The organism is Microbulbifer epialgicus (genome assembly GCF_041447265.1).
In the GTDB taxonomy this organism is placed as follows: Bacteria; Pseudomonadota; Gammaproteobacteria; order Pseudomonadales; family Cellvibrionaceae; genus Microbulbifer; species Microbulbifer epialgicus.
In genome coordinates this window covers 1-25383 of the sequence record NZ_JBGMEK010000062.1, presented here as the reverse complement: position 1 = coordinate 25383, position 25383 = coordinate 1, and the positions used below count along the sequence as shown (strand labels likewise).

The 25383-nt window shown below is 48.5% G+C and carries 17 protein-coding genes; 12 read left to right on the top strand and 5 right to left on the bottom strand.

Annotated features, from left to right (window positions below; genetic code table 11):
- Positions 1-258 precede the first annotated feature (258 nt).
- The 7 genes from ACCI49_RS18750 (at position 259) to ACCI49_RS18720 (ending at position 10491) form a co-directional block, all read left to right on the top strand.
- Positions 259-747: a hypothetical protein gene (locus tag ACCI49_RS18750; protein WP_026305052.1), complete on the top strand. Its 489-nt coding sequence runs from the start codon at positions 259-261 to the stop codon at positions 745-747.
- Complete coding sequence (locus ACCI49_RS18745) at positions 744-1034, top strand: hypothetical protein (RefSeq protein ID WP_371840690.1); 291 nt, start codon at positions 744-746, stop codon at positions 1032-1034. Before ACCI49_RS18750 ends, ACCI49_RS18745 begins: the two co-directional genes overlap by 4 nt.
- A gap of 692 nt (positions 1035-1726) precedes the next feature.
- Positions 1727-2563 carry a GIY-YIG nuclease family protein gene (locus tag ACCI49_RS18740; RefSeq protein WP_371840689.1) on the top strand — a complete coding sequence of 279 codons (837 nt, stop codon included), beginning with the start codon at positions 1727-1729 and terminating at the stop codon, positions 2561-2563.
- 773 nt (positions 2564-3336) lie between these two features.
- Positions 3337-3636: a hypothetical protein gene (locus tag ACCI49_RS18735; RefSeq protein WP_371840688.1), complete on the top strand. Its 300-nt coding sequence runs from the start codon at positions 3337-3339 to the stop codon at positions 3634-3636.
- Between the two features lie 893 nt (positions 3637-4529).
- A complete protein-coding gene (locus ACCI49_RS18730) occupies positions 4530-7355 on the top strand; it encodes a type I restriction endonuclease subunit R (RefSeq protein ID WP_371840687.1) in 2826 nt (941 codons plus the stop codon).
- Positions 7356-7357: 2 nt separating this feature from the next.
- Positions 7358-9007, top strand: coding sequence for a restriction endonuclease subunit S (locus ACCI49_RS18725; RefSeq protein WP_371840686.1), 1650 nt, complete (start codon positions 7358-7360; stop codon positions 9005-9007).
- Positions 9007-10491 (top strand): class I SAM-dependent DNA methyltransferase, encoded by a 1485-nt coding sequence (locus ACCI49_RS18720; protein ID WP_371840685.1) that lies wholly within the window; start codon positions 9007-9009, stop codon positions 10489-10491. The genes ACCI49_RS18725 and ACCI49_RS18720 overlap by 1 nt, the downstream gene beginning before the upstream one ends.
- Positions 10492-11499: 1008 nt before the next feature.
- Here the strand turns inward: ACCI49_RS18720 and csrA are convergent.
- On the bottom strand, positions 11500-11670 hold the full coding sequence (csrA, locus tag ACCI49_RS18715) for a carbon storage regulator CsrA (protein WP_371840684.1): 171 nt from the start codon (positions 11668-11670) through the stop codon (positions 11500-11502).
- Between the two features lie 717 nt (positions 11671-12387).
- Between csrA and ACCI49_RS18710 the strand changes: the two genes are divergently transcribed.
- Positions 12388-12528: a hypothetical protein gene (locus ACCI49_RS18710; RefSeq protein ID WP_371840682.1), complete on the top strand. Its 141-nt coding sequence runs from the start codon at positions 12388-12390 to the stop codon at positions 12526-12528.
- 138 nt (positions 12529-12666) lie between these two features.
- Positions 12667-13179: a hypothetical protein gene (locus ACCI49_RS18705; protein ID WP_371840681.1), complete on the top strand. Its 513-nt coding sequence runs from the start codon at positions 12667-12669 to the stop codon at positions 13177-13179.
- 295 nt (positions 13180-13474) lie between these two features.
- On the opposite strand, the gene ACCI49_RS18700 is transcribed toward ACCI49_RS18705, so the two are convergent.
- The 3 genes from ACCI49_RS18700 to murI form a co-directional block, all read right to left on the bottom strand.
- On the bottom strand, positions 13475-16933 hold the full coding sequence (locus tag ACCI49_RS18700) for a UvrD-helicase domain-containing protein (RefSeq protein ID WP_371840680.1): 3459 nt from the start codon (positions 16931-16933) through the stop codon (positions 13475-13477).
- Positions 16930-19629: a PD-(D/E)XK nuclease family protein gene (locus tag ACCI49_RS18695; protein WP_371840679.1), complete on the bottom strand. Its 2700-nt coding sequence runs from the start codon at positions 19627-19629 to the stop codon at positions 16930-16932. Before ACCI49_RS18695 ends, ACCI49_RS18700 begins: the two co-directional genes overlap by 4 nt.
- Positions 19630-19717: 88 nt before the next feature.
- Entirely contained in the window at positions 19718-20551 is an 834-nt protein-coding gene (gene murI, locus ACCI49_RS18690) for a glutamate racemase (RefSeq protein WP_371840677.1), read from the bottom strand.
- A 228-nt stretch (positions 20552-20779) separates the two neighbouring features.
- Between murI and ACCI49_RS18685 the strand changes: the two genes are divergently transcribed.
- A complete protein-coding gene (locus ACCI49_RS18685; protein ID WP_371840676.1) occupies positions 20780-22156 on the top strand; it encodes a DNA recombination protein RmuC in 1377 nt (458 codons plus the stop codon).
- 259 nt (positions 22157-22415) lie between these two features.
- The gene (locus ACCI49_RS18680; RefSeq protein ID WP_371840674.1) at positions 22416-22880 is read left to right on the top strand and encodes a DUF2489 domain-containing protein; all 465 of its coding nucleotides are present in this window, start codon (positions 22416-22418) and stop codon (positions 22878-22880) included.
- A 380-nt stretch (positions 22881-23260) separates the two neighbouring features.
- On the opposite strand, the gene ACCI49_RS18675 is transcribed toward ACCI49_RS18680, so the two are convergent.
- Entirely contained in the window at positions 23261-24259 is a 999-nt protein-coding gene (locus tag ACCI49_RS18675; RefSeq protein WP_371840673.1) for a GlxA family transcriptional regulator, read from the bottom strand.
- A 155-nt stretch (positions 24260-24414) separates the two neighbouring features.
- On the opposite strand from ACCI49_RS18675, the gene ACCI49_RS18670 reads away from it, so the two are divergent.
- Positions 24415-25071: a DUF899 domain-containing protein gene (locus tag ACCI49_RS18670; RefSeq protein WP_371840672.1), complete on the top strand. Its 657-nt coding sequence runs from the start codon at positions 24415-24417 to the stop codon at positions 25069-25071.
- Positions 25072-25383 lie beyond the last annotated feature (312 nt).

Sequence of the window (25383 nt, the reverse complement as noted above, 5' to 3'; positions counted from 1 at the left end):
TCGTTCAGAATGGACGCTTCATTATCAGAAACTTGAAAAGGTTTAGGTGTACGCATAGAAGATACATTATACGGACAATTCTCCATTAGTTACATTACTTTCCGCATGGACCACTAGGCCCCTATAACTAGCTGCTCCATGGTGTTTTGTTTGCCCCCTTTCATCCTGCAGTCTTGGCGGTTTATACTTTTAACTTAGTGGGCGTACAAGGTTACACCTACTAGTGATGTTAAATTCAAAGGAGTGTTCAAGTAGATAATGGAACAATTTAAGATACTCACGGATTTGAGAGACTACATTAAGAAGCTCGCGGAGAATGAAGGAACAGTTTTTGGGCGCCCTATACCTGAAGGTGCGAGCCCTGTATTTTATCGGCAGCAAGATGTTCCAAAAGGAAGAGAGCTAATACAAGGTATACAAGTTTGTGATTATTGCTTTAGTCCATGTAAGGCATGGGTGATTCCTCATAATCAGATGGGGCTCAGCTTTTCAGCAAACTGGCAGCACCTCAAATCAATATATAAACTGAAAGCATCCAAAAATCCTGGGAAAAATATCGACGTATTTTGGGTTTTGGAGAAGTCAGATTTGCCGCCTGATCTGAAATTTGTGCAAGATCAGAAAGATAATAGACACTACTTCCTAACCATAACGAGGAAAATGACGGTTTCTCAACTAGTCCAAAAGCTCCAGATGGTTGCTGATCGTATGAGTGTAATAAGAGATGGTACGAAGGTGATAGGATGATTAATTATAAATTGCCCGAGGAGAGAGAGTTTCTTTTGCATTATGCAGAGCTACTCAATGATAAAAAAAGCCTTGAGATTATCAATTCAGGATCTTTGGCTAGTAAAGAAGAGGCTATTCACTTCGCTGAGTTTTTCTGGAGAACTGTCAGTGAGTCTAACAAGCAAGATGAAAAGCAAGGAGAGAGTAGTGAATATATCCTTGAGAAAATCATCATTACGCTGATGGCCTATTTTCGTTCAGCCGGTTATGAGGATGAATGGGAAGAGGTAACTGATAAAAATTAGTGTAAACAGATTGCAGCAACGCTAGCTATGTGTTGGACGATCAGCTGATCTCCCCAGTTAGTGCCGATTTTTCACTTATAGAGTGTGTACAGCTGCTTTCTAATACATTTGGAAGTAACTGTATGGCTGCGACATTGCCCATCATAGAAATAGTGTGCGCTCAAAGGTGCTACTATGATGATGAAATAGGGGAGGAGGTTTGGGTGTAACTAGCTCCATTGTGAATCTGCTCCCACTGCCTTCCGGTGCCTACTTTTTGTTCTCTTTTGATGCGTACATAGATCTCCCTTCGATGGGCAGGGAGGGACCTGCAGCGTGGAAGCTATTTTTAGTTGGTTGAATTTCATATTCCAGAGCTGTGGCTGATGCATTCATCCCAGCTATTGGTTTTCGTCGGTTCAGCGCTTTAGGGGCCACATGGTTGTTTCCTGTTGAGGAAGAGTGGGTTAGGTCGCGAGGGCGGTACGGCAGAATAGGTGAAGGTGGATTGATATTAAGCTCCAAGAGATTGGGGAGTTGCTTCAACCTTTGAGTTATATTTTTACTTTAGTCATATTCATACAAATTCGACTATTTGGCTCTTAACGTTTCAATTAATTTCCTCTTCAGCCGTAAGTCTAAGAGGTTTATACTTTTATTTGATAGGCGTCCAGGGTTACATATCACGATGTTAAATTTCAAAGGGGGCTTCATTGCAAGCGACAACAATAAAGCTATTTCTTGTTCATGGAAATCCTAACGGTCTGCGAACTGCGGAGCTTTCCAACTGGTCTGGGAAGGCTATAGCTGCGCCACGAACCGAAATATCTGAGCTGCTAAAGCGCGACGAGCTGGCAAGCCCGGGGGTTTATTTCCTCACAGGCGTTGATCCTAAGAGTGGAGACAGAGCCATCTATATTGGAGAGGCCGAGAATGTTGCAAGTCGGCTAAAAGGGCATTCTTCAAGAGACTTCTGGAATTCGGTAACTGTTTTTGTTTCAAAAGATGAAAACCTTACAAAAGCTCATATTCGTTACTTGGAGGGGGTGCTCATTGGAAAAGCAAATGACAATAGCTCTGCTATTGTTGTGAATTCGGCTAGTAGCGGTGCAAAACTCCCCGAGTCAGATGCAGCAGAAATGGATGTATTTTTACAAAAGTGTCTTCAGTTATTACCTGTTCTTGGGATTTCTGATTTTAACGAAAAAATAGATCAAACAAGTGAAACTAAAGAACTCCTTTATTGCAGGATTAGGGGGGTAATGGCTACAGGGAAAAGAACAGCAAATGGATTTATAGTTTTTGAAGGTTCTCAGGCAGTATTGGAGCATCGGCCTTCCGCAACGCGAATGAGAGATAAACGAGAGCAGCTTCTCGATAAGGGTCTTTTGCAAGAGCGGGGTGACCACCTGATATTCACCAAAGACATAGAATTTGGCTCACCGAGTACAGCGGGTAGTATTGTTAGGGGGGGTAACTCTAATGGTCTAACTTGTTGGAGAAATTCAAATGGTGTACAACTAAAAGAACTTGAAACAACTGAAACTTAGATTGCCAATATACTGGACTTGATACCAGTCGCTGGATGATTGACTCGATAGTGTGATAATCAAGAATTGTGCGATATGACGTCTAATAAAGTTCAGCTGCTACAGAGAGAGTACCGGTGGTCCTCTTCTTTGAAGAGCCTTCCCTCAGAGTCTTTATTGACTATTGTTAGTACGTTTCCAATACCCTCGTGAATCTCTTCGTGGGTGAGGATAACTGTCCTTATTTAATTCCTCTTCACTTCCAGTTAATGACTAAGATATTTGTTTCAAATTGTATTCTCTTGCGGACTCATATGCCGTGGGTGGGTAATTCTTGGAGTGGAGTTTGGTCAGTGATGATTTGTGGATGGGGAGCAGTCGTGGTGGAGCAGAATAGGGAAGTGTAGGGCTAGTCTTCCTAAACTGGAGCATTACTGTGACGTGTTGAATTTAAATACTTCAATACCAACTCTCCCTTCTGGCTGCTGTTACTCTGCTAGCTATTCTGTCTCGTGTGTGTCCAGAACTGCTCCTGGGAAGTGCAGTGTTTTATAGACTTTGATCTATATTTTTTTAATACCGCTGCCAGTTAGTGGTACCTTCTTGATTATCTGTATGTTTTTTTATCATGGGGCTGATGAGCTTTAATATTGTAAAGAACCGTGATATAGATATTGTTATATAATTTACTGTTAGGGTTCATTCATGAGTGGAGAAGGCGATAATTTAAGAAAAAAATAGCCTCGTTATCCGTCGCGACTCATGGGCTGAGGGAGTCAACACGCATATTGAGTTTGAATAGTTATGAAGAAGAAATTCTGCTGGCAATGCTGAAGAAAGCTGAACTTGAATTAGAAAATGCCAAAGTAGAATTGAAGCCGATTCAGAAAAAAGAGCGTTTAGAAAAGAAAAAGATTAAAAAAATAATACAGGAAGAAAGAAAAGCAAAAAATGCGGAGATGAAAAAAGCAATGAAATCTGTTAATAGGAGAATTGAACGGGAGAAAGAACGTATACACAGAATTTCTAAAATACGTACTAAAACCATACACCTTGTTCAAGGTGGGTCACCAGGTCTTGGAAAGAAATCCTAATCAGGCAATGTAGTCGACGCCTAACTTTGCACACTTTTTATGCAATGCTGCGCTGCCATTGTTGCGTAAAAAGTGTACAAAGTTGATCGAGTCTGATTACGGGCTTAGCGAAAGGTCGAAGCTTAGCGTATCCCTCTGTCTATTTTAAAGATTAGAATATGTAAAAGGGAGCTCTGTTGGGTTTCCTTACATCGAGAATCTGCTCTTAATCCTCTCCATTGCTTACTTTTTGTTCTCTTTTCATGCGTACTTAGACCTTTTCATATTGGGTGGAGAGAGATTTTGGGGCGTGGGTGGCTATTCCTGATGGGGCAACTTTGTTAGTGATACTTGTTGGTTGATTGGGTTGGGTAGTAGACGCACTGGAAGGTGAAATGGAAACTAAGCTCCAAGTGCTTGGATGGCTAATCTGATCTGATTCCATATACCTCACTTTATGGTGTCTATATGAGCTAAGCTAGCGGGTTTTAAGGTGTTTTGTTTACCCCTCCTCTTCAGTCAATAGTCTTGGCGGTTTATACTTTTATTTGATGGATGCCCATGGTAGCCGCTGTCGCCTATCGTCAAAAACATATTTTGTCAATAGCCATCTTTCCGGAGGTTAGGGTTTGATGAAATGTGGTGCAAGTGAGCGCTTATGAGTTATGTCTGGATGCAGAGTCGATTGCTTAATGCCAGATTTATGATGTTATCGCAGAGCTCTTTAATAGTGGGCATGATAGTTTGCAGTGGATTTGCTTGTTGGGAAAATGTGCGAGCAAGTCGATAGGGATTATGAATGGAATAAGGGGCGATCGAATACATTTATTGATGGCTGTTTGAGCGAGAAAAGCTAACAAATAAATGACGATGTGTGCACCTTTTATGATAGCCAATAGGAAGTAGGGATAGCCATGGTTAACCAAAATCCAGAGCAAATTGCTCGCGACAAAATCGATCAAATGCTCGAGGCTGCGGGCTGGGTTGTGCAGAGCATTAAGAAAATCAATTTTGAGCAAGGTGAGGGGCAGGCAGTAAGGGAGTATCAAACAGATGCTGGGCCCGCAGACTATGTGCTATTTGTTGATAAGAGAGCGGTAGGTGTTATTGAGGCAAAGAGAGAAGAGGCTGGGCAAAAAATAACCGAAGTGGAATCTCAAACCGAAGGTTATGCGAATGCCACCCTGAAATGGGTGAAGAATAAAGAGCCTTTGCTGTTTCTCTATGAGAGCACGGGTATTATTACTCGATTTACTGATGGGCGCGACCCTAAGCCCCGTTCGAGAGAGGTGTTTAGTTTTCATCGTCCAGAAACCATGCGGGAATGGCTGGAACGGGGCAATTCTTTACGTCAGCGCCTACAGGACATTCCACCACTCAATCCTCAAAAGTTGCCTGCTCACGAATTAGACCTGCGAGACTGTCAGGAAATCGCAATCACTAACCTGGAGCAGTCACTCAAAGAAGATCGCCCTCGTGCATTGATTCAGATGGCAACCGGCGCGGGTAAAACCTATACCGCCATTACGGCTATGTACCGGATTCTTGAATATGCCAAGGGTAAGCGCATTCTGTTTTTAGTAGATACTAAAAATCTCGGCGAGCAGGCTGAGCAGGAAATGCTCAATTATACACCCAGTGATGATACTCGGAAATTTACTGAGCTCTATACGGTGCAGCGGCTAAAGTCGCGCTATGTGCCGAAAGATGCGGCGGTTTGCATTAGTACCATTCAGCGAATGTACTCCATTCTTAAAGATGAAGAGTTGGATGAGGGGATTGAGGAAACTAACCCCGCTGAACAGTTGATCAAACCCAAAGAGCCCGTTCCCGTTGCTTATAACCCCAAAGTACCGCTAGAGTTTTTCGACTTCATTTTTATAGATGAGTGCCATCGCTCTATTTACAACCTGTGGCAGCAAGTGCTGGATTATTTTGATGCTTATTTAATCGGTTTGACTGCTACGCCAGATAATCGCACTTATGGTTTTTTCAAAAAGAACGTAGTCAGTAACTATGACCATGAAAAGGCTGTTTCAGATGGTGTTAATGTTGGTAATGAAGTCTTCACCATCGAAACTAAAATCACCAAGGATGGTGAGGTTTTAAAGGCAAAGCAGCAAATTGAGCGTCGTGAAAAGGTAACTCGCAAGCGCCGTTGGGAGCAGCAGGATGAGGATGAGGCCTACTCAGGCAAGCAGCTAGATCGAGATATCGTAAATCCTGATCAAATTCGAACTGTCATTAAGTCCTTTAAAATGAGTTTGCCTGAGATTTTTCCAGGCCGAAAAGAGGTTCCTAAGACTCTCATCTTTGCTAAGTCCGATAGTCACGCGGATGACATTATTCAGACGGTCCGTGAAGAGTTTGCTGAAGGTAACGCCTTTTGCAAAAAGGTCACTTATAAAGTGGCTAAAGATCGAAAAGATAAGGAAGGTAATGTCATCGAGGCTGGAGAAGATCCAAAATCAGTACTCTCGCAGTTTAGAAATGACTATAACCCGCGTATCGCTGTAACAGTCGATATGATCGCCACCGGCACCGATGTGAAGTCTCTGGAATGTTTGGTGTTTATGCGGGATGTTAAAAGCCGCAATTACTTTGAGCAAATGAAAGGTCGTGGTACTCGAACGCAAGATCATGATGACCTTAAAAAGGTAACTCCATCAGCAAAAAGTGCAAAGACTCATTATGTCATTGTTGATGCTATCGGTGTCACCAAGTCTCTTAAAACTGCCAGCTCGCCACTAATTACCAAACCTTCCGTACCGCTCAAAGATTTAGCCATGGGTGTGATGATGGGGGCGAGTGATACCGATACGGTGAGCTCGCTGGCAGGTAGGCTAGCAAGGTTGGATAAGCAGCTGGATGAAGAGGATAAAATCCGTATTGAAAAGGAATCTGGCGGTAAGAGGTTAACACAAATAGTCAGCGACCTGTTCTCAGCCATCGATGCAGATAAGGTAGAGGATAGGGCCTGTGAACTGGCCGGTCAGCCGCCAGGCACTAATCCTGGTGATGACAAGCGCAATGAGGCACAGGCCGAGCTGGTGAGCCAGGCTGCTAATGTATTTAATGGTGACTTGGTGGAGTTAATTGACAATATCCGCCGGGAAAAAGATCAGAAGATTGATCATGAAAACCTCGATGAGATCATAAGGGCAGAGTGGGATAAAGAGTCGATCGATAAAGCGCAGGATGTGGCGAAAGAATTTTCACAATATCTGCAAAATAATAAAAATGAAATTGATGCGCTAGAAATATTCTTTGATCAGCCGCACCGCCGCCGCGAGTTGACCTTCGAGATGATCAGTGAGGTAATGAAAAAACTGAAAGCCGATAAACCCCAGCTCGCGCCGCTGAGAATATGGCAGGCGTATGAGCAGTTGGAAAACTACCGAGGGCAGCAGCCTATTAATGAGCTAACGGCTCTGATGGCATTAATCCGGCGCGTATGTGGTATTGATGGGCAGCTTTCTACCTATGATGCCTCGGTGCGTAAAAACTTCCAAAGCTGGATAATGAAAACCCATGCGGGTGGTGGTGATAAGTTTAATGAAGAACAAATGCAATGGTTGCAGATGATACGCGATCATATTATCAGCTCCTTTCATTTTGAACGAGATGATTTGGAGATGGCACCTTTTGATGCGCAGGGTGGTCTTGGGAGAATGTATCAACTATTTGGAGCTGATATGAATCAGCTGATTAATGAATTAAATGAAGAGTTAGTGGCTTGATATTGAATAGTGAACTTCCATGTGGCTGGGAAAAAACACCTCTCAGTACCCTCGTAAATTACGCAATCGGAGGTGATTGGGGGAAAGCACCAGATAAAATTGAAGATGGTTTCTCTGAAGTTTTCTGTATTAGAGGAGCAGAGTTTAGGAATTGGGGTGACGAGAAAGGCCGGACAGCCTCTTTGCGGGTTGTTAAAGACAGCAGCTTATTAAATAGGATGCTGGTGCAAGGTGATATTTTGGTTGAAATCTCCGGCGGTGGGCCGGAGCAGCCGGTTGGTAGAACAGTGTTGATAGATAATGCTTGTTTGTCACATAGCTCAGAGCTTCCTAAGATACCCACTAATTTTCTTAGGTTAATAAGAACGACCAAATGGGTTAGCTCGGAATATCTTAATTTGTATTTAACTTTCTTCTACAATAGTGGGGAGGTGGTTAATTATCAGGCAGGTAGTAATAATCTCCGGAATTTGAAATTTAATGACTACATAGGGATTTCTATTCCTTTACCACCTCAAGCTGAGCAGGGCCGAATATTACTTAAAGTTGAAGAACTTTTCTCTGAGCTGGATAGCGGTATAGAAAGCCTAAAAACCGCCCGTGAACAACTCAAGGTCTACCGGCAGTCACTATTAAAACATGCCTTTGAAGGAAGGCTCACCGAGCAATGGCGTAAAGACAATGCTGATAAGTTGGAGTCTGCCGAAGAGTTGTTGGTGCGTATTCAGCAAGAGCGCGAAGCGCGCTATCAGCAACAGTTGATGGCATGGGAAAAGACTGTTAGTAAATGGAAGGCAGATGATAAAAGGGGAAAAAAGCCTGCCAAGCCAAAGGTTCTAAAAGATATTCCTATTGATGCGGATTATCACGAGGGATTGCCCGAAATTATTATGCACTGGAGTTATAGTCCTTTGGGTCGTCTTATTGATGACCCAAAATATGGTACTTCAAAAAAGTGTGGTTATGATTCGGGACAAATTGGTGTTTTGAGAATACCTAATATTGCATCCGGGGTCGTGGATGCTTCTGACCTTAAATTTGCAGACTTTGATGAAGGTGAGCTTCAAGATTATCAATTACTGTCTGGAGACGTCCTGATAGTTCGATCTAATGGTAGCGTCTCGCTCGTTGGAAAGGGGGCGAAGATTTCTTGTGATGATGAGAAATATATATATGCAGGGTATTTAATAAGGTTAAGGCCCAATACTAAGTTGATTGAACCTGATTACTTGCTTTTCGGTCTCGAATATCATGGTATTAGAAAGCAGATAGAAGGAAAAGCTAAATCTACAAGTGGAGTGAATAATATTAATTCAGGTGAGCTACAGTCACTTATTTTTCCAATTTGCACGATTGGCGAGCAGAAAGAGATTGTCGCTCACTTAGAAAGAAATCTGTCAATAAATAGTGCTTTTATGGACGAAGTTGACCAAAACATAAAGCGAAGTGAAGCTCTTCGGCAGTCTATCCTCAAGAAGGCTTTTTCTGGTCAGTTAGTCCCGCAAGACCCCAGCGATGAGCCTGCCTCAGAGTTATTAAATCGAATTGCCGAAGAAAAGGCTGAAATAGAAGCCGCTGCGAAGGCTGCTAAAGCTACAGCTAAGAAAGCCAAGCCTAAAAAGCCCCACGCAAAGTCCAAGGAAAAAACCTAATGAATGCCGAATCAATCGTCTCCAAAGTTTGGAGTTTCTGTACCACTCTACGCGATGACGGTGTGGGTTATGGGGATTATCTTGAGCAGCTTACCTATTTAATCTTCCTAAAGATGGCGGATGAATACAGTAAGGCACCCTACAATCGTGATGTAGGTGTACCCAGCAAATACAACTGGAAAAGTCTGCGTACTAAAAAAGGGGCTGAGCTGGAGGTACATTACGTTACTTTGCTTCGTGAGCTCGGTGGCAAGAAAGGCATGTTGGGCCAGATCTTTACAAAGGCACAGAATAAAATTCAGGACCCTGCCAAACTCTCTCGATTAGTCGAGATGGTCAATGACACCGACTGGGTAATGATGGGGGCCGATACTAAGGGCACTATCTATGAAGGCCTGCTAGAGAAAAATGCCGAAGACACCAAGTCCGGGGCGGGTCAATATTTCACCCCACGTTCATTGATCCAGGCAATGGTGGAATGTATGCAGCCAGAGCCGAATCAAACTATTGCTGACCCAGCTTGTGGCACCGGTGGTTTTTTCCTGTCAGCTTACGATTATCTGGTCGAGCACCACAAGCTCAATAAAAAGCAAAAAGCGTTTTTAAAACACGATACTTTTCACGGTAACGAGATTGTCGCCAACACCCGCCGTTTGTGTTTGATGAATATGTTCCTGCATAATATCGGTGAAATCGATGGCGACAGTGCGGTGAATGGTAACGATGCGCTCGTTGCGCCACCGACTCAAACCGTTGATATGGTACTTGCCAATCCTCCGTTCGGTAAAAAGAGCAGTATGACGTTTACCAATGAAGAGGGTGAGCAGGAGAAGGACGAGCTGACCTACAATCGACAGGACTTCTGGGATACTAGCTCAAACAAGCAGCTTAACTTTGTGCAGCATATTCGCACTATGCTCAAATCCAATGGCCGCGCGGCAGTGGTGGTGCCAGATAATGTGTTGTTTGAAGGCGGTGCGGGTGAAACGGTTCGCAAGCGGCTGATGGAAAATACCGACCTTCACACTATTTTGCGTTTACCCACGGGCATCTTCTACGCCAACGGCGTAAAGGCGAATGTGTTGTTCTTTGATAATAAACCTGCTCAGAAAGACCCGTGGACTAAAGAAATCTGGTTCTATGATTATCGAACTAATGTACATCACACGCTAAAGAATAAGCCGATGCGCCTGGAGCATTTACGGGACTTTATCGACTGCTACAATCCCGATAATCGCTTTGAGCGAAAGGCTACATGGACGAAAAAGCGCAACCCTGAAGGTCGCTGGCGTAAATATACCCACAAAGAAATTTTGGCGCGCGACAAAACCAGTCTTGATATCTTTTGGTTAAAAGATAAATCACTTGCTGACCTGGATAACCTTCCCGAGCCTGATGTATTGGCGGAAGAGATTATCGATAACATGGAAGCTGGGCTGAACAGCTTTCGTGAAGTCTTGAGTGCCTTAGGTGAAAGTGCCTAAACTAACTATCAGGCCAATTACTGATTGTAATTGGTCTTGATTTTAATTTTATAACTTTGGAAATTCTAACTCATTGGGATGACTTTTAAGTTATCCAGGCTGGTGGTTTTATAGGTTTTAGAGTGCTTTATGATATATGAGGGCTAGATAGGATCGATACTTTCATACTTATTGATATTTTAAGTAAATGGTGGGCTCGCAGGCTTGAACCATGGGGCTGTCGAACATGAGCCGTGTATTCTAAGAGGCTTTTGTAATATGTCCCCGCGGATATGGACGTTGGTAGACTGTCTCATTCATAAAGATAGACTCTAGATTCCTTCCGCATAATATGCAGAATAGATTTTACTCTGGAGTCGGTATTTAAAAATAATCACTCAGAATTTTTCTTTTCTAAAGAATATTCTTTCGCGAGACCCAAACTCACTTTAATTTTTCAACTAAATATAGATTGGCAGTTGGATTCAATCAACTGTTTGTACAGACGTGAATTTATCCCATCTGAATACTTATTGAGGGCCTGGTTTTCAGGCTCTGTACACTTTTCGCACTGAGAGGCGGTTGATAGGGCGAATGAATCACTAATCACTAGTTGCTATTGCTCTGGTTTGTTGAGCTTCTTGTTCGCGATTCCGTATTGGCTTACTTTATATTCTGGGAAAATCTAGATCGGCTACTGGATCATTAGGTTATTCCTGTGCTTTACATAGGGGTCGTAGGAACGGCTCGCAAGAAAAACCTAGTTAGCGAGGAACAATCCAGCATCGATAGCACTATGATTCAAGCCCGAACTCTACGGAAAAAACCTTCGCCTAGAAAGTGGCGATGATGGTTAGAGGTCAGGGGTGATGCAATGAAAAGCAATTTTTTTGAGTGAAATACGTACAAGTAAAGCGTGTACCTCGACCCCTGACTCATGTTTAATAATTGGTATGAAGCTCTGAGGCTCGAATTAAAGAGTCCTTGGTCTCCTTCCTTGGAGGGTGAGGCCTCAGTGCCTTCCGTTGCCTATTTTTGTTCATTTTTGATACGCACATATATCTCTTCTCGATGGACTGAGAGGGATTTGGGTGCACGAATGCCTATCTTTACTTGATTGCCTTTCACTTCCAGCACTGTGACTGAGACATTGGTTCCAATTCTTAGATTTTCGCCTGTTCGGCGCTTTAGGATCAGCATGTTTGTTTCCTAGCGATACTCAAGCTGTGGGTGGGTATTCCTTGGTGGGGAAGCTTGGTAAGTGATACTTGGTGGAAGAGAGGGGTGGGGCGCGGGGACGGTGGGCGCAGAATAGGAAAAGGCGCGCGCTAGGCTCCCATAGCTTGGGGAATTGCTCCAAGCTGCTGGTTGTGCTCCACTTTATTGAAGACGAGCGGGTTTCTAGCGTAGTATGCATATAGCCATCTTGATAGGTTCTTTATCAATTTGGTTAGCTGGCCCCTGGTGTTGCAGCACCTTGGGTCAGCGCCTTTTCTCTAGTCTTACTTCACGCTGCCGTTCTCCTGTTTAAGAGTTGGCTCTTTTTAGAAAATTCCTGGGTCTATTTTTAGGGTGGGTTTTACAGAATTTGCCTACCCGCAGCCCCAAGTTCTGATATTTATCACTCAATTCTACGCAGAATTGATCCTTAGAAAAACCTAATAAATTTCAATAAGATAATTTTGACGCCGATATTTTTCTATGTGTTCGTATAGGAGCTATCAAATTTCTATTGTGTAGCTAGTATCTTATGACGTTCTTCTTCAGGCAAAACTCTGGAAGATTTGTACTTCAGTTTGCTGAATGCGCAGGGTCGTCTTTGCGCTCTGCCCTCCATGTATTACACATTACTAGTTACGCAAAGCGGAGAGGGCTAAATAAAGCGAAAGCTTAAGGGGACAAGGGGAGTTTTAATCAATGAAAGAAGATGTGAAGGAAGATCAAATTTTTGTTGATAAGGGGAAGCTTTTTGACTCTAGCTTTGACCTGAATGTGAATCTATTTAGAGGAAGGAATCCTAACAATAGTGATCCAATCCTGTATCCAATTTTGAAATGATTTCTTCTATCTAATGGCTGGGTTCGAAATGAAGATATCAACACCTATAAAAAGGATGGAGAGTTATGGGTCGACTGTAAATCTGTTGAAAGCAAAATGCTGTGACGGTTCCGGGGCCCCAACTGGAGGTGTATGTCCATGAATCATAAAAGGAGAATAGGGACAACTAAGTTTGGTTTAATTATAGCTGCACTTATATTGTATAGCGGATTATCAAGTGCAGAAGATATATCATGGCAGGAATTTTCAATACCTTTAGATGACAGGTGGTCAATCATCGAGAAAGCGCATGGGCCATTAGTACTAAAAAACAATCAGTCCAATGGTAAGCTGCACATTATTCTACGCAAGTCTAGAGATGTTGACGATAATATATCATTAGGATTGGCTAGAACTTTAGAGGTTCATCAAGCGCATAAAAGGCCAATGAAGAGCGAGATTATCGGTAGCTTTGAAGGATATCTGATACCTATTAGCACATCTGTAGATTGCAAATATAGTTGGAACTTGAAATCTGATCCTGATCTATTGCTTATCGTTTATTACGAAGTCAATTGTGAAAAATTGGACATGAAAAGTGTTGAACAGCTGATAAGAAATATAGACTACAAGAAAAAATCAGGAGACTTATCAGCCCCCGTTGCAAAATGAAAGATACGGATTGATCAAAGAGCTGTAAATGGATCTGAGCGAACGGCTCGTACATTACAATAATGATCGCCCTCATCAGGGTAAAAAGTGTTGTGACCGAACACTGATAGCAACCCTTGAAGAGGATAAAAATAATCTGGAAGGAAAGGCTTGCAAACTAAACTTGACCTGACAGAGCACCTTCTGAAAAAACGGCAACAGTCAGATCAAGTCTGAATTACTACATTTCAGAGCATTTCCCGGTCTACTGTCTTACGTAGACCGGGAAATGCTCTGGCGCTGGGTTTAATCTGCCTTAACCCAACTCCACCAACCTCTGCATCAACGGAAAATACAGCGCACACCGAATATTCCGCTCTCCCCGCGCATAAAAGAGCTTACGGTAATTTTCCAACTGATTCCGATACTGCTCCAGCTGAGCCGCAATAAACTCTTCCTGGTTTTCCTCGCCACTGGGCTCTGCGGTTTTGTAATCGACAATCCAGCGAGTTCCTTCATTGTCGATAAAAGTGCGGTCCACAATGGAGCGCCGTAACTGCCGGCCGCCGCTGTGGAGTTCCAGTTCGCAGGCGGATTCCCTTAGTGAACCATCTAAGAGCCAGCGGCCGGTGGGGCAGTTGAGGCTGTTGCGTACGGCGATCTCCACTTTCTCAGCAGCGCGGTCCAGGCTAGTGGCGGATAGCCCTAATTGTTTCAGGCGCAGTTGCCATAGGGGGCGTTGGGCTTCCAGTTTGCTGGGTGTCCAGTCGTTAATATTGGTCTCGGCAATAGTGGCGAGGGTTTCGTGGGCTACGGTGCCGGCGTGTTTGAGCCAGCGCAGGGCTACCTGGCCCAGTTCGGGAATATTGTCTTCTTCCTCTGTTTTCGGTTGGTAATCTGGCATGCGGTATTGGGCCAGCCATTCCTGCCGGGGCATGGCTTGGGGTTGCCATTGGTTGGGCAGGCGCAGCAGGTAGTCGTGATCTCTGCTGGCTTCGTCCTGGTTTAGCAAGGATTCTTCCGTTTCCAGCCGGTGGCACCAATTGCTTTCCTGGTGGTGCAAAACACTGGGCCAAATGCCGGCGAGTAGGGCGGCGCTGCCGGGCGCTTTAAGGTGGCCCTTTTTTTCATCCCGGTTGATGCAGGCCAAAAGATGCAGCGAGCGGATGGCGCGGGTGCAGCCTACATACAGCAGGCGGGTGCCTTCTAGACGTTCGCGTTCGCTGTTGTCGTGCTTCAGGTATTCAAAAACCGGGTCGCGGCCGCCACGCGCATTTTTGGGGGCGAGCAGGAAGCGGCTTTCGCCTTCGCGGCTGAGCCATTCGCTCCAGCGCAGCAGTTGGTCGCTGCCGGGTTTGCCGCCTTGGTCCAGGCCTGGGATCAGTACGTGTTCGAACTCCAGCCCTTTGGATTTGTGAATGGTCATCACCTGCACTTTGGCATCCTGGGCGGGGCGGGCGTAGAGCTGTTCCAGGGCCAGGGTGAACTGTTGCCAGTCAGTAATGGCTCCGCCGGTATCGAAGGCTTCTAATAATTGCAGAAAATCCTGCACATTATTCAGGTCAGATTTTTGCGCTACGGTGGCGGGGCCGCCCAGTTCCAGCCAGAGGCCTTCAATCCAGGTGCGCAGGGGTTTGCGGCCGCGCTGTTGCCAGGCGTGCAGCAGTTTGGGGGCCACTTGGGCCAGGCGCGTGCGCCCTTCGTCGCTGAGCAGGGCGATATCGTCTACTTCCTGCAAGGCCATTAATAATGGGCGTGCGCTGGTATCGGTTACGGTGATATCCCCATTGCCCCAGTTGGCCAGGGTGTAAAGGTCTGGCAGTTGGAGTCCACACCAGGGGGCGCGGAGTACGGCCAGCCAGCTGATTCGGTCGCTGGGATCGAGCAGGGCGCGGGTGAGGCTGAGTAAATCCAACACCACCATTTTACTGGCGAGTGGCGCCAGCTCTGGGGCCTGGAAGGCGATATTGGCGGCGCTTAGGGCCGGCAGAATTTTTTGCAGGTGTTTTTTCTTGCGTACCAGAATGGCGATGCGGCTCTCCGGATCTTGCGCTTGTAATTGCTGCACCAGTTCAACCGCTTGAGTGGCTTCGCGGTTGCGGTCTTCGTCATCGATGCAGCCGTAAAAATTGACCGAGGGCTCGGGCCATTTGCTGCCTTTAAAAGCTTCGGAGTGCAGATAGCGCACGGCGCCGCGACCGATATTGTCCGCTTGCGGAAAGGCCCTTTGGAAAGTCTCGTTGACCCAGTTCACCACCGCACTTTCGGAGCGGAAATTTACCTGGAGATCGAGGGCTTCCAGGGGGACTTCACCGATACCGCGTTTGCGCGCATCCAGGAAAATACCCACGTTGGCATTGCGGAAGCCGTAACAGGATTGCATGCCGTCGCCGACAATAAATAAGGTGCGACCGTCTCCCTGCTGCCAGCCGGCAGTGAGTTTTTCCAGCAGTTGTAGCTGGGTGTGGGAGGTGTCCTGGAACTCGTCCACCAGAATATGCTGGGTTTGCAGGTCCAGTTTTAGGGCCAGGTCTGTGGGGTTGTCGCTATCGCCCAGGGCGATCAGTGCGGCCTGGGCCACTTCGGTATAGTCGGTGGCGCCAAGCTGTTGGAAAACCAGCTTTAATTCTGCGACCAATTTGGGCAGTACCTGGGCGAGCCCTTGCAGCAGTTGCCATTGGCTCTGTTGCAGTCCGCTGGGGAGCTTGCCCACTTCCCGCAGGGCGGAGAGCAGCGGTTCGTTGCCTGCCAGTTCTGCCAGCAGGTCTTTCATACGCTGTTTGTATTCTTCGGCGATGGGGCGCTCGGGATCTTTTTTATCCGGCAGGCCAAAACCGAGTTTTTTATTGATGCCGCCGCCTTTGCGCAGATCACCAGTGGTGGTGAGGAGCAGGCTGCCGAGGGCGAGCCAGGCGGGCAGGCCGCTGCTGTCTGTGCTGGGGAAATCGTCCAGTTCGGCGAAGAGGCACAGGCCGTGGCTGGGGTTTTCCTTTTGTAGATTGCCGCCGGCATAACTGGCCAGCTCCAGCAGTTCCCCGGCATAACTGCCGAGGGCTGTGGTGAGGTCTTGCAGCTTTTCTGCTACCAGTTCGTCGATGACAAAATGGAAATAGTCCTGGGCGCCGTCGAAGTTAACGCTCAAAAGTGGGCCGAGCCATTGCTCGCGCTTATCCAGCAAAATACGCAGCAGTTTATTGAGCTGGCCCAGGTCGTTGTCCAGGTGGAGCAGTAGTTGCTGTAGGTCTGCGTCTGGGGTTTCGCCATTGAGGTGTTTGAGCAGGTTCACCACGGCCAGTTCGAAGGCGATTTGAGTGCGCTCCAGGGGTTCGCCCGGTGCGCCCAGGCCGCTCTCGATCGGCAGTTGGCTGGCGAGGTTGCGGCAGAGGCCGTCGATGGTTTGAATACGCAGGCGCTGGGGTGTTTGCAGCAGTTCCCATTCCAGTTCGCGATCCCGCTCCAGCAGGGCGCGGGCCAAATCCCAGGTGATGGCATCGTGGGGGTTATCTGGCCGGGCTTGGTCGCGGGCACTGTGCAGGGCGCCGATCAGGCGCTCGCGCATTTCACCGGCGGCTTTGCGGGTGAAGGTAATGGCCAGCACTTCTTCCGGCTGCTGGCAGGCGGCGAGCAACTTTAATACGCGCTGGGTGAGCAGGCCGGTTTTACCGGAGCCCGCCGGGGCAGACACGGCAAAGCTGCGACTGATATCCAGGGCTTGGCTTCGGGCGTCGGCATCGATGGGGCGGCGCAGGGCGGGAGTGGTCACGACTTCGTTCATTCGGTTATTTGCTCCCTTTCCGGCCAGCGGTTCAGGGGCCAGAGTTCACTGTTGTTATCGGTGGGCCGATCAAAGGCGAGGGTGGCTACACCACTGCGATATTCGGTGGCGAGGGATTCCATGCTGTAGCGCCAGTGCTCCACCAGATTGCTCCAGGTGCCGTAGGGGGATTCTTTTTCCGTATCGCCCACGGCTTTAATACCGGTAATGGAGTGCTCCAGGTCTCCGCAGCCATTCCATTTGCAGTCGCCGTTGCGCACCTGGCCGAAGGCGATGGCGTGGGCGTCCGGTTGGAACAGGGCGTAGAGCGGCAGCTGGGGTTCGCGGATGCGCTGGGTAAGCCAGTCGCGAATACTGGGAATGCCGGTTTTGTAATCGATTACCAGTTGTTCGCCGCTGGCGAGTTGGTCCAGTCGGTCCAGGCGCAGGTTAAAGTGCAGCCCGCCGATTTCCACGGCCTGTTCCCATTCGACTTTTTCTACGGAGAAATTGGGCCTGTCCAGTTCCACGGACAGCCATTGTTGCAGCAGGCGCTCCAGGCGCTGCTTTTCCATGGCCCAAAATCCGATCGGCAGGTGATTGTATTTTTTGCGCACACTGCCGAGGGAGCGCTCCACTGCTCGTTCGATTTGCGCTTGGCGTTGCTCATCGTCCATAGCTTGCAGTTGTGCGAGGGTGCCGCACTGTTGCCAGAATTCCGCCAGTACCTGGTGCACCACATTACCGCGCTCGGCGGGGCCGAGGCCGATATCCGGTTGGGTAAAACTGCTGGCGCCGAGGCGGAAGCGCAACTGCGCATTTAACGGGGACAGGGCCTGGGCCTTGAGTACCGAGGCACCGCCGCGCACCCGTTCGCATTCGGCGGGGGTAAGTGGCGGTAGCTTTTTGTCTTCGATTTTTTCCAGTTGGCAGGCTTGCGCCAGTTGGCTGTAATGATGGTGCAGGGCGCCTTCGGCAAAGTGCTGGGCATGTTGCGGGCTTTCAAACAAGCTGCTCAGCCCCTGCTGCACACCGTCTTCTTCACAGGTGTAACTCACGACGATATCGCCGCTGGCATTCTGCAGGTCGGCGGTGAGTTCTCGGGCCAGTTCCAATTCCCGCTCGGCGCTGGCGCGGGGCATTTTCCAGTGTTTTTGCCATTGAATCGGCAGCAGCGGATTGGGCGCCGGTGCCGGCGGCCACTGTTGTTGGCCGAAGCCGACCAAGCGCAGGTGATCGAAGGCGAGGCCGCCGGCTTCCAGTACCCCGAGAATTTGTAAGGGGCCATCGCGGGTTTCCGCTTGGAAGGGGGTGCGGCTGGCAATCTGACGCAGCAATTGCAGGGCCTGGGTGAGAGTAAGGTTGCCACCACAGGCGCTGAGTGCGGCGAACTCTTCCAGGATGGATTCCCACTGCATCAGCTGCTGGTATTCCTGGCTGTCCGGGTTGCGGTTGCCGGGCCAATTTAAAGCGGTAAGTGTTTCGGAAAAACGCGCGGCCCAAATTTCTGCGGGGGCTCGCTGCCATCGCCGGGCGCGTTCGGCCATTTGTTCCAGCTGGCGGGGCAGTTGCGGCGATTCTAAGTGGAGGACTTCTGCGGTGCGCTCGGCCCAGTAGCGCAGGGTGGCGCCGTCGATGCGGCGAAGTTCCAGTTTTTGTAAACGGCGGAACAGGGCGCTGCGCAGCCAGGTTTCACTGTCGTCACCCCAGAAGGGGCTGAACAGGATATTTTGCAATTGGGGGTAATCCCATTCGTCTTGCAGTAGCGATAGCAATTGCAGGGCGGCGCTGCCGACCGGTGTCTGCGCCAGAGGCGTACCGGCGGAGAAGTTAAACGGCAGTGTGTAGCGCGGTTGCTGCGGGTCCAGGTATTGGGGCTCGAGCACGCGGGAAAATACCGCTTCCACCTGAGCGCGGCACTGGCCCAGATTGTTCACGACTATGCCGACGCTGTGGCCGGGGTTTTCGGCGAGCTTTTGTCCGGCCCAAAGAGCTGCTTGGTAGAGTTCTTCATCCAAATCGGCGCAGGCGGCTACGGATAATTCACTCTGCTGGGTAAGTCCCGGCCTTTCATTAACGGCTGTTGCACCTGCGTGAATCAGGGCATTGGCGAGGGGCGAAATCTGGGCAAAGCCGGCAGTATCAATTTGCGGCAGGGGTTCCAGAATGCCTTCTTGGAATGCGCGCAGGGTCAATTGATCGCGCTGGTCTGGTGTGATGGCGCTGTGGGCCTGAAGCTCAGAGGCAAAGGCCTTGATCATGGCGCACAGCGGCAGTTCGTCGCTGCGCATAGAGAGTGCGAACTGTTCCAGTAGGGGAGTTAGCGCTTCATCTATTTGCGAGAGGTCGGAGATCAGCTGCCATTGGAGCAACTGCGCCAGGGCGCTATCGGCATCCCGGCACAACTGCTGGCTGTTGAGCAGTTGCCGATCCAGGGATTCGTTCAGGGCGCGCTGCCAGAGTAACTGCCGCTGCTCGCGATTCAATACCTGCTGTAAGGCGGGTTGCCAGTTGCGCTGTTGCAGCTGGAACCAGAGTTTGTCCAGCCAACTGCGCAGGGACTCCACCGGCGGTGGCATCCAGCAGGCACCGGGCGACTGCTGCGCGGCAAACACTTGTTGGCAGCGGTTGCGCAAACGGTTGTTGGGGGTGAGCAGCAGTCCTCCGGGGGGCAGCTGCGCAAATATTTCGAGAGCGGGAAATGCCGGCTTCAGCATGAATTCGGGTACCGGTTAGGGCTTGTTATTCGGGGAACGGTCGCGGTTTGTGACGGAGCTGTCAACCTTGTTGCACGCTTCTCATTATCTATGGTCTGGATGCGAGGGGTTCGGCTACTGGGGCGAACTCGCTGAAGGCCCGTTCGATATTGCCGGTTAGGTCAACTGTGCTGGTGATCAGGCGGCCAGTGTTTGGGGTATCCGGCAGCATCAGCTCAAGTTCTTCCAGCCACCAGCGCACGCGCCGGGCGATGGCTTCGCCGGAATCCAGCCATTGGATTGAGCGGGGGGCGAACTGGTCCAGTTCATCCCGCAGCAGGGGAAAGTGGGTGCAGGCCAATACGGCTATATCCACCTGATCGCCTCCGGCGGTGTGGAATACCCGGTGTAATACCGACTCCAAATCCTTTGCGGTGATGGCTTCGCCGCGCAGTTTGCTTTCCGCCAGATGCACCAATTCCGGTGCGGGCACATTAATTACCCGGTTGCCGTTGGCAAATTGCTCGATCAGCTCGCGGGTGTAGCGGCGATTGACGGTGCCTTCGGTGGCAATCAGGGCAATAGTGCGGGAACGGCTGGCGGCAGCGGCGGGTTTCACAGCGGGCACAACACCCACTACGGGTTTCTTCAGAGATTCGCGCAACTGGGGTAGGGCCAGGGTGCTGGCGGTATTGCAGCCCACCACTAAAATATCGGCACCGCAGTGCTCCATCATGGCCTGGGCCTGCTGGACGATGCGGGGGCGCAGTTCCTCTTCGCTTTTGTTGCCGTAGGGGTAAAAGCCGTTGTCCACACCCAGGTGCAAGGTCAGGCCCGGCATCAGGCGGCGGATCTCCCGCGCAATGCTGATGGCGCCCACGCCGGAATCAAAGATCAGGGCGCTGGGGGCTGGGCTATCTGGGTGGGCGCTGTGTTTGTGCATGCGTTCTGGAGTACCAACATCGAAACCAATCCTCCAAGAATACCTCAAAACTCCACGAAAATTCCCGTTGCAGGTATCAGGGAGCAATAGCTTCCTCTGGCGGACGCACTTTCCATAGTCAAACTGGTAGAATGATGGTTTCGCCTCTAGCTAGGCAAGCCAGTGGGGATAGGCCCCTGGCAAAATCCTGATTTATCCTTCTCTTTCCGGGTCTGGGAGTACCACTCTATGCCAGCGTTCCCGCTGCAATTGAATGCCGATCATGCGGTGATGGCGGCTGTTGCCATCTTGTTTCTGTTGGGCTTGGTGTTTTGGTTGGCGCGAGCCAGTAGCCGCCGCGCTTTATTGCAGAGCCAAGCCGCTTTACAGGTGGCTCAGGCGCGGATCGATAGCAGCCGCGAGCGGGAATCCCAACTTGGGGTTGAAGTGGAATCCCTGCGTACCGAGTTAGCGGACAAGCTGCAACAGCTCACGCGAAGCCAGGTGCTCGTAGAAAAAGGGGAGGCGGCCCTGGCGGAGCAGCGCAAGCTGATGGAGCAAATGCGTATTGCCATGGGTGAGCAGTTCGAGAATCTGGCCAACCGGATTTTTGAAGAGAAGCAGCAGAGTTTCGTGCGCCGCAGTGAAGACAGTTTGCGTAAAAGTCTCGATCCGCTTGAGCGCCAGTTAGGGGATTTCCGCAAGCGAGTAGAGCATGTCTACGATCGCGAAAATGCCGAGCGCAACAGCCTGCTCGGGCAGATCAAAGCGTTGCGCGAGCAAACCCAGCGCATCAGTGATGAGGCCCTTAACCTGACTTCGGCCCTGAAAGGGGACCGCAAGATCCAGGGTAACTGGGGTGAAGTGGTGCTGGAGCGTTTGCTGGAAGAGTCTGGCTTGCAGAAGGGTCGCGAATATGAAACGCAAGTAACTCTGACGAGTGATGGTCGCAGGCGCCAGCCAGATGTGATTGTGCGCCTGCCGGAAAACAAAGACCTGATTATCGATTCCAAGGTCTCCCTGGTGGACTACGAGCGCTATAGCTCGGCGGAAACCGATGAGGAGCGCACCCAAGCCCTGAAACAGCATGTGAATTCCCTGCGCGCCCATATCACCGGCCTTAACAAGAAAGCCTACGAGCAGCTGGAGGGTGTGCGCACCCTGGATTTCGTCTTTATTTTCGTGCCCATTGAGGCTGCGTATATGTTGGCTATGCAAGCGGACCCGGACCTGTTCCGTTTCGCGTATGAGAAGCAAATTGTCCTGGTGAGCCCCACCAGCCTGATGGCGACCCTGCGCACCGTCGAGAATATCTGGCGCTACGAGAAACAAAACAAGAACGCGGAAAAAATCGCTGACGAAGCCGGCAAGCTGCACGATCAGTTTGCTATGGTGCTGGAGTCACTAGATGTTCTTGGTGACCGCCTGCGCCAAGCGGATGACGCCTACCAGCAGACCTACAAGCGACTGGCGACAGGGCGTGGTAATGCGGTGAAGCGTATCGACAGCTTGCGTAAGCTGGGTGCTAAAACCCGTAAGCAGATTTCTGCTGAACTCAAGGAGCGAGCCAATGCTTCAGAAGTGAAGGCGTTGTCACAAACGGAGATGTCAATGACGGACGATTAAGTTCCTTTGAAGAACTCAGCCTGCGCGCAGGATGATTATCAATGGAAATTCATAGTCTGGTGAGACATAGAAAAATTCCTGTGACGCTGGGGCTAATCTGCGAATAAACAGTCCCTAATGGGTTTTGTTCTTGGTGGTTGCTGCGTTTATGGCTCATGCCCTAGGCGCTAACAATCAGCAACGGCCAACTGATGTGCTTGGCACATTGCTTTTCTATTTTTGCCAATATCGGATTGGCATTGTTTAAGGTGTTTATAAAATGATGGTATTTCCACTATGGCTGCTTATTCTTGCAGCGGCGATCATTTTTGTCCTCGCTATTGTTGCCGGTTACTACTTGCGCAAGCTTGCCGTCGCTCAAAAAAAACAAGCTGAACAGTTGGCTGAGCTGGAGAAGGCTGCAGAGGATCAGCGTAAGAGAGTGAATGACAGCATTCAGATTATTGCCCGCACCTTATTGGATGATGGGGTTGGCCTCACTGAAGCTTCTATTCGTATTCGTGTTTTGTTGGATGCTTTACAGGTAGGCGAGGAGGTAAAAGAGGAGTTTGTGGCTTTTTACACTATCGCGGAGAAAACCAGTCATATCCCCATTTTAAAGGATTGGAAGCAGTTACCGCGGAAAAAGCAATTCCAGTTTGAGTTGGAAATGGCGCAGGTAGAGGCCGATTACAAGGATTTCGCAATGGATGCGGCTAAGCGCATTGTCGGCCGCTCCTTCTGATGACGATGGGGCTTAACGGCAAAACTTAGTCTGTAGGGCTGAACTTCAGATGAATTAAACTTCAGTGGGTAGTTGGCTGCCCACTGAAGTTTTACCGAAGCTTTTTCACCCACTTTGTGTTTGCCTTGTTATTTACATTGGTTCGACAATGTTACTTTTCAAATTCTAGCTTACAGCCTTAATTTGTCTGCTGTATTGGCTACCTTGTCCGTAACCCTTCACTTAATGTGAGAGTAGCCGGTTGTTCACTGTTTGATTGTTTGTCTTGTTGACCCAGTAGTAAGTTCCTACCCGTAGCTGGAGTAGCTAAGTAAGCGGTACATGAACCACATTAGAATAGACCACTACAATAGTCACTGGTTAATCTTGTTGTCGAGTAATTACCTCAACTTTAAGCTTCGACTGTATTTATTTCGATACATTTGTGGCGTCACGCCAGTAACGCGCTTGAAGATATCGCGAAAGGTTTTGATATCGTTATATCCAACATCATACATCAGTGATTGAATGCTGTCCTGTGTTTGTTCCAAGCGTTTTTTCGCCGCCTCAATCTTAACCTTTTGCACATATTCCAAGGGTGTACACTGTGTCGCTTGTTTAAAGCGACGAATGAGATTTCGCTTGCTCATATTCACCTTTGCGGCGACTTGCTCAACACTAATGTCGTCATGATAATTGCTTTCTATGTAGGATTGCGCTTTTAAGACAACACTGTCTTTATGCTGATTTAGACCACGAAATACTGAGAAATGTGCCTGACTGATATGGTCGCGGTGAATGGAAAATTTCTTGCTTATTTCAATACCTATCTCGTGCCCACAAAATTTTTCCACCAAATACAACAGTAAATTTAATGAAGAGAACGCACCACCACCAGTGTATGTACCACCATGATCAGTAACCACAAAATCACCCTGAATATCAATATCTGGATACCGCAGGCGCATATCATCCACCGCTTGCCAATGTGACGTGCAAGTTTTACCCGTTAAAATTCCAGCTTCTGCCAAAAAATAACTTCCAGTGCACATGCTCGCAATTTCGGTACCGACCAAATAATGTTGTCTTATCCAATCGACCGCAGCACGATTTTTATCGAGAATAGTTTCCCATTCACCGGACATTGCAGGGACAAGGATCAACGCCGTCTCATGTCCGGAGGATTTAGGTGGAAGGTCGGCAAAGGTACGCTGACAGTCGAATTGGGCAGGGGCATTAAGTAACACATTTCTACTCTTCTCACTGACTAATTCAACTTTGAACACCGGTGATTTACCTGCCGTTACCAGTATATCATTGGTACCAGTCAGTATATCAACCGGTGCTGCAGCAGCGGAAAGCACCACATCTTCGTAGATCAATATATAGATTTTTATCATGGGCCTTATGTCAATAAAAACTTAATTTTAGATTTCTTAATGGCACAAAACCACCTCTAATCTGGCATTTAGTCACAGCGTCAAAACACCTGAACAATCATATACTGCCCCTATCAACTCATCCCTATCCCTCAACTAACTCTTTTGGAAACCTTATGAATACCATTGTGAGTCAATCCGAGTGGCAAGAAGCGCTACTGGTGTTTCGTAATAGTGAAAAAGAACAAATGCGACGTCAAGATGCCCTTAATGCGGCACGTCGTCGACTTCCGTGGGCCAAAATCGACAAGCGCTATCAGTTCACCGGTGCTGACGGAAAAGCTGAGTTACTCGATTTATTCCAAGGCCGAAAGCAACTGATCGTTTACAACTTTATGTTCGGGCCCGACACTAAGTCACCCTGTGATGGATGCAGCATGATAGTAGATAACATGGGACATCTGTCGCACCTACACGCACGTGATACGTCTCTCGTACTGGTCTCCCTGTCACCCTACGAGCGTTTACCGGCTGTGAGTGAACGTATGGGTTGGCAAGTTCCTTGGTATTCATCTTTCGGCAGTGATTTCAACCAGGATTTTGGCGCGACTACAGAAAATGGGGAAATGTTCGGAGTTAGTGTATTTATTCGTGATGAGCAGTCCATCTATCTAACCTACCACACCACCAAACGCGGAGTGGAATATTTAGGCAGTATCTTTACTTACCTTGATCTTACGCCGATGGGTCGTCAGGAAATATGGGAAGATTCACCGGAGTGGGTGCCGCAATCACCCCCGTATCACTGGTGGAGAATGCACGACGAATATTGAACTAGAAATCGATTCTTTAATAACAATGAGGAGAACCATTATGTGCCCAATGTGCCTCAGTGTAGCAACCTGGTTGACGCTAGGTAGTATAACTACCGGCAGTCTCGTCACCTATGGGGTGAGTAAATTTCGAAGTCGTTCGGTAAAACCGCCGATAAAATAATAAGACTTATCTGGATTAGTTCAGACCAAATCTGACACATCTTCTTGAAATGAGGGGTTTACCGGTTTTGATGAAGGTGCCTGAACCTAAAAGCAAAACCAAGGATAAACCCCATGATCCATACTAATGATCGCATCATCAAACACAAG

Bases quoted from the DNA above. Each gene is read 5' to 3' on its own strand.
- ACCI49_RS18700 (WP_371840680.1), bottom strand. From the start codon at position 16,933: ATGAACGAAGTCGTGACCACTCCCGCCCTGCGCCGCCCCATCGATGCC.
- ACCI49_RS18695 (WP_371840679.1), bottom strand. From the start codon at position 19,629: ATGCTGAAGCCGGCATTTCCCGCTCTCGAAATATTTGCGCAGCTGCCC.
- murI (WP_371840677.1), bottom strand. From the start codon at position 20,551: ATGCACAAACACAGCGCCCACCCAGATAGCCCAGCCCCCAGCGCCCTG.
- ACCI49_RS18710 (WP_371840682.1), top strand. From the start codon at position 12,388: ATGAAAGAAGATGTGAAGGAAGATCAAATTTTTGTTGATAAGGGGAAG.
- ACCI49_RS18730 (WP_371840687.1), top strand. From the start codon at position 4,530: ATGGTTAACCAAAATCCAGAGCAAATTGCTCGCGACAAAATCGATCAA.
- ACCI49_RS18750 (WP_026305052.1), top strand. From the start codon at position 259: ATGGAACAATTTAAGATACTCACGGATTTGAGAGACTACATTAAGAAG.
- ACCI49_RS18675 (WP_371840673.1), bottom strand. From the start codon at position 24,259: ATGATAAAAATCTATATATTGATCTACGAAGATGTGGTGCTTTCCGCT.
- ACCI49_RS18705 (WP_371840681.1), top strand. From the start codon at position 12,667: ATGAATCATAAAAGGAGAATAGGGACAACTAAGTTTGGTTTAATTATA.
- ACCI49_RS18680 (WP_371840674.1), top strand. From the start codon at position 22,416: ATGATGGTATTTCCACTATGGCTGCTTATTCTTGCAGCGGCGATCATT.
- ACCI49_RS18745 (WP_371840690.1), top strand. From the start codon at position 744: ATGATTAATTATAAATTGCCCGAGGAGAGAGAGTTTCTTTTGCATTAT.
- csrA (WP_371840684.1), bottom strand. From the start codon at position 11,670: ATGCTGATCCTAAAGCGCCGAACAGGCGAAAATCTAAGAATTGGAACC.
- ACCI49_RS18720 (WP_371840685.1), top strand. From the start codon at position 9,007: ATGAATGCCGAATCAATCGTCTCCAAAGTTTGGAGTTTCTGTACCACT.
- ACCI49_RS18685 (WP_371840676.1), top strand. From the start codon at position 20,780: ATGCCAGCGTTCCCGCTGCAATTGAATGCCGATCATGCGGTGATGGCG.
- ACCI49_RS18670 (WP_371840672.1), top strand. From the start codon at position 24,415: ATGAATACCATTGTGAGTCAATCCGAGTGGCAAGAAGCGCTACTGGTG.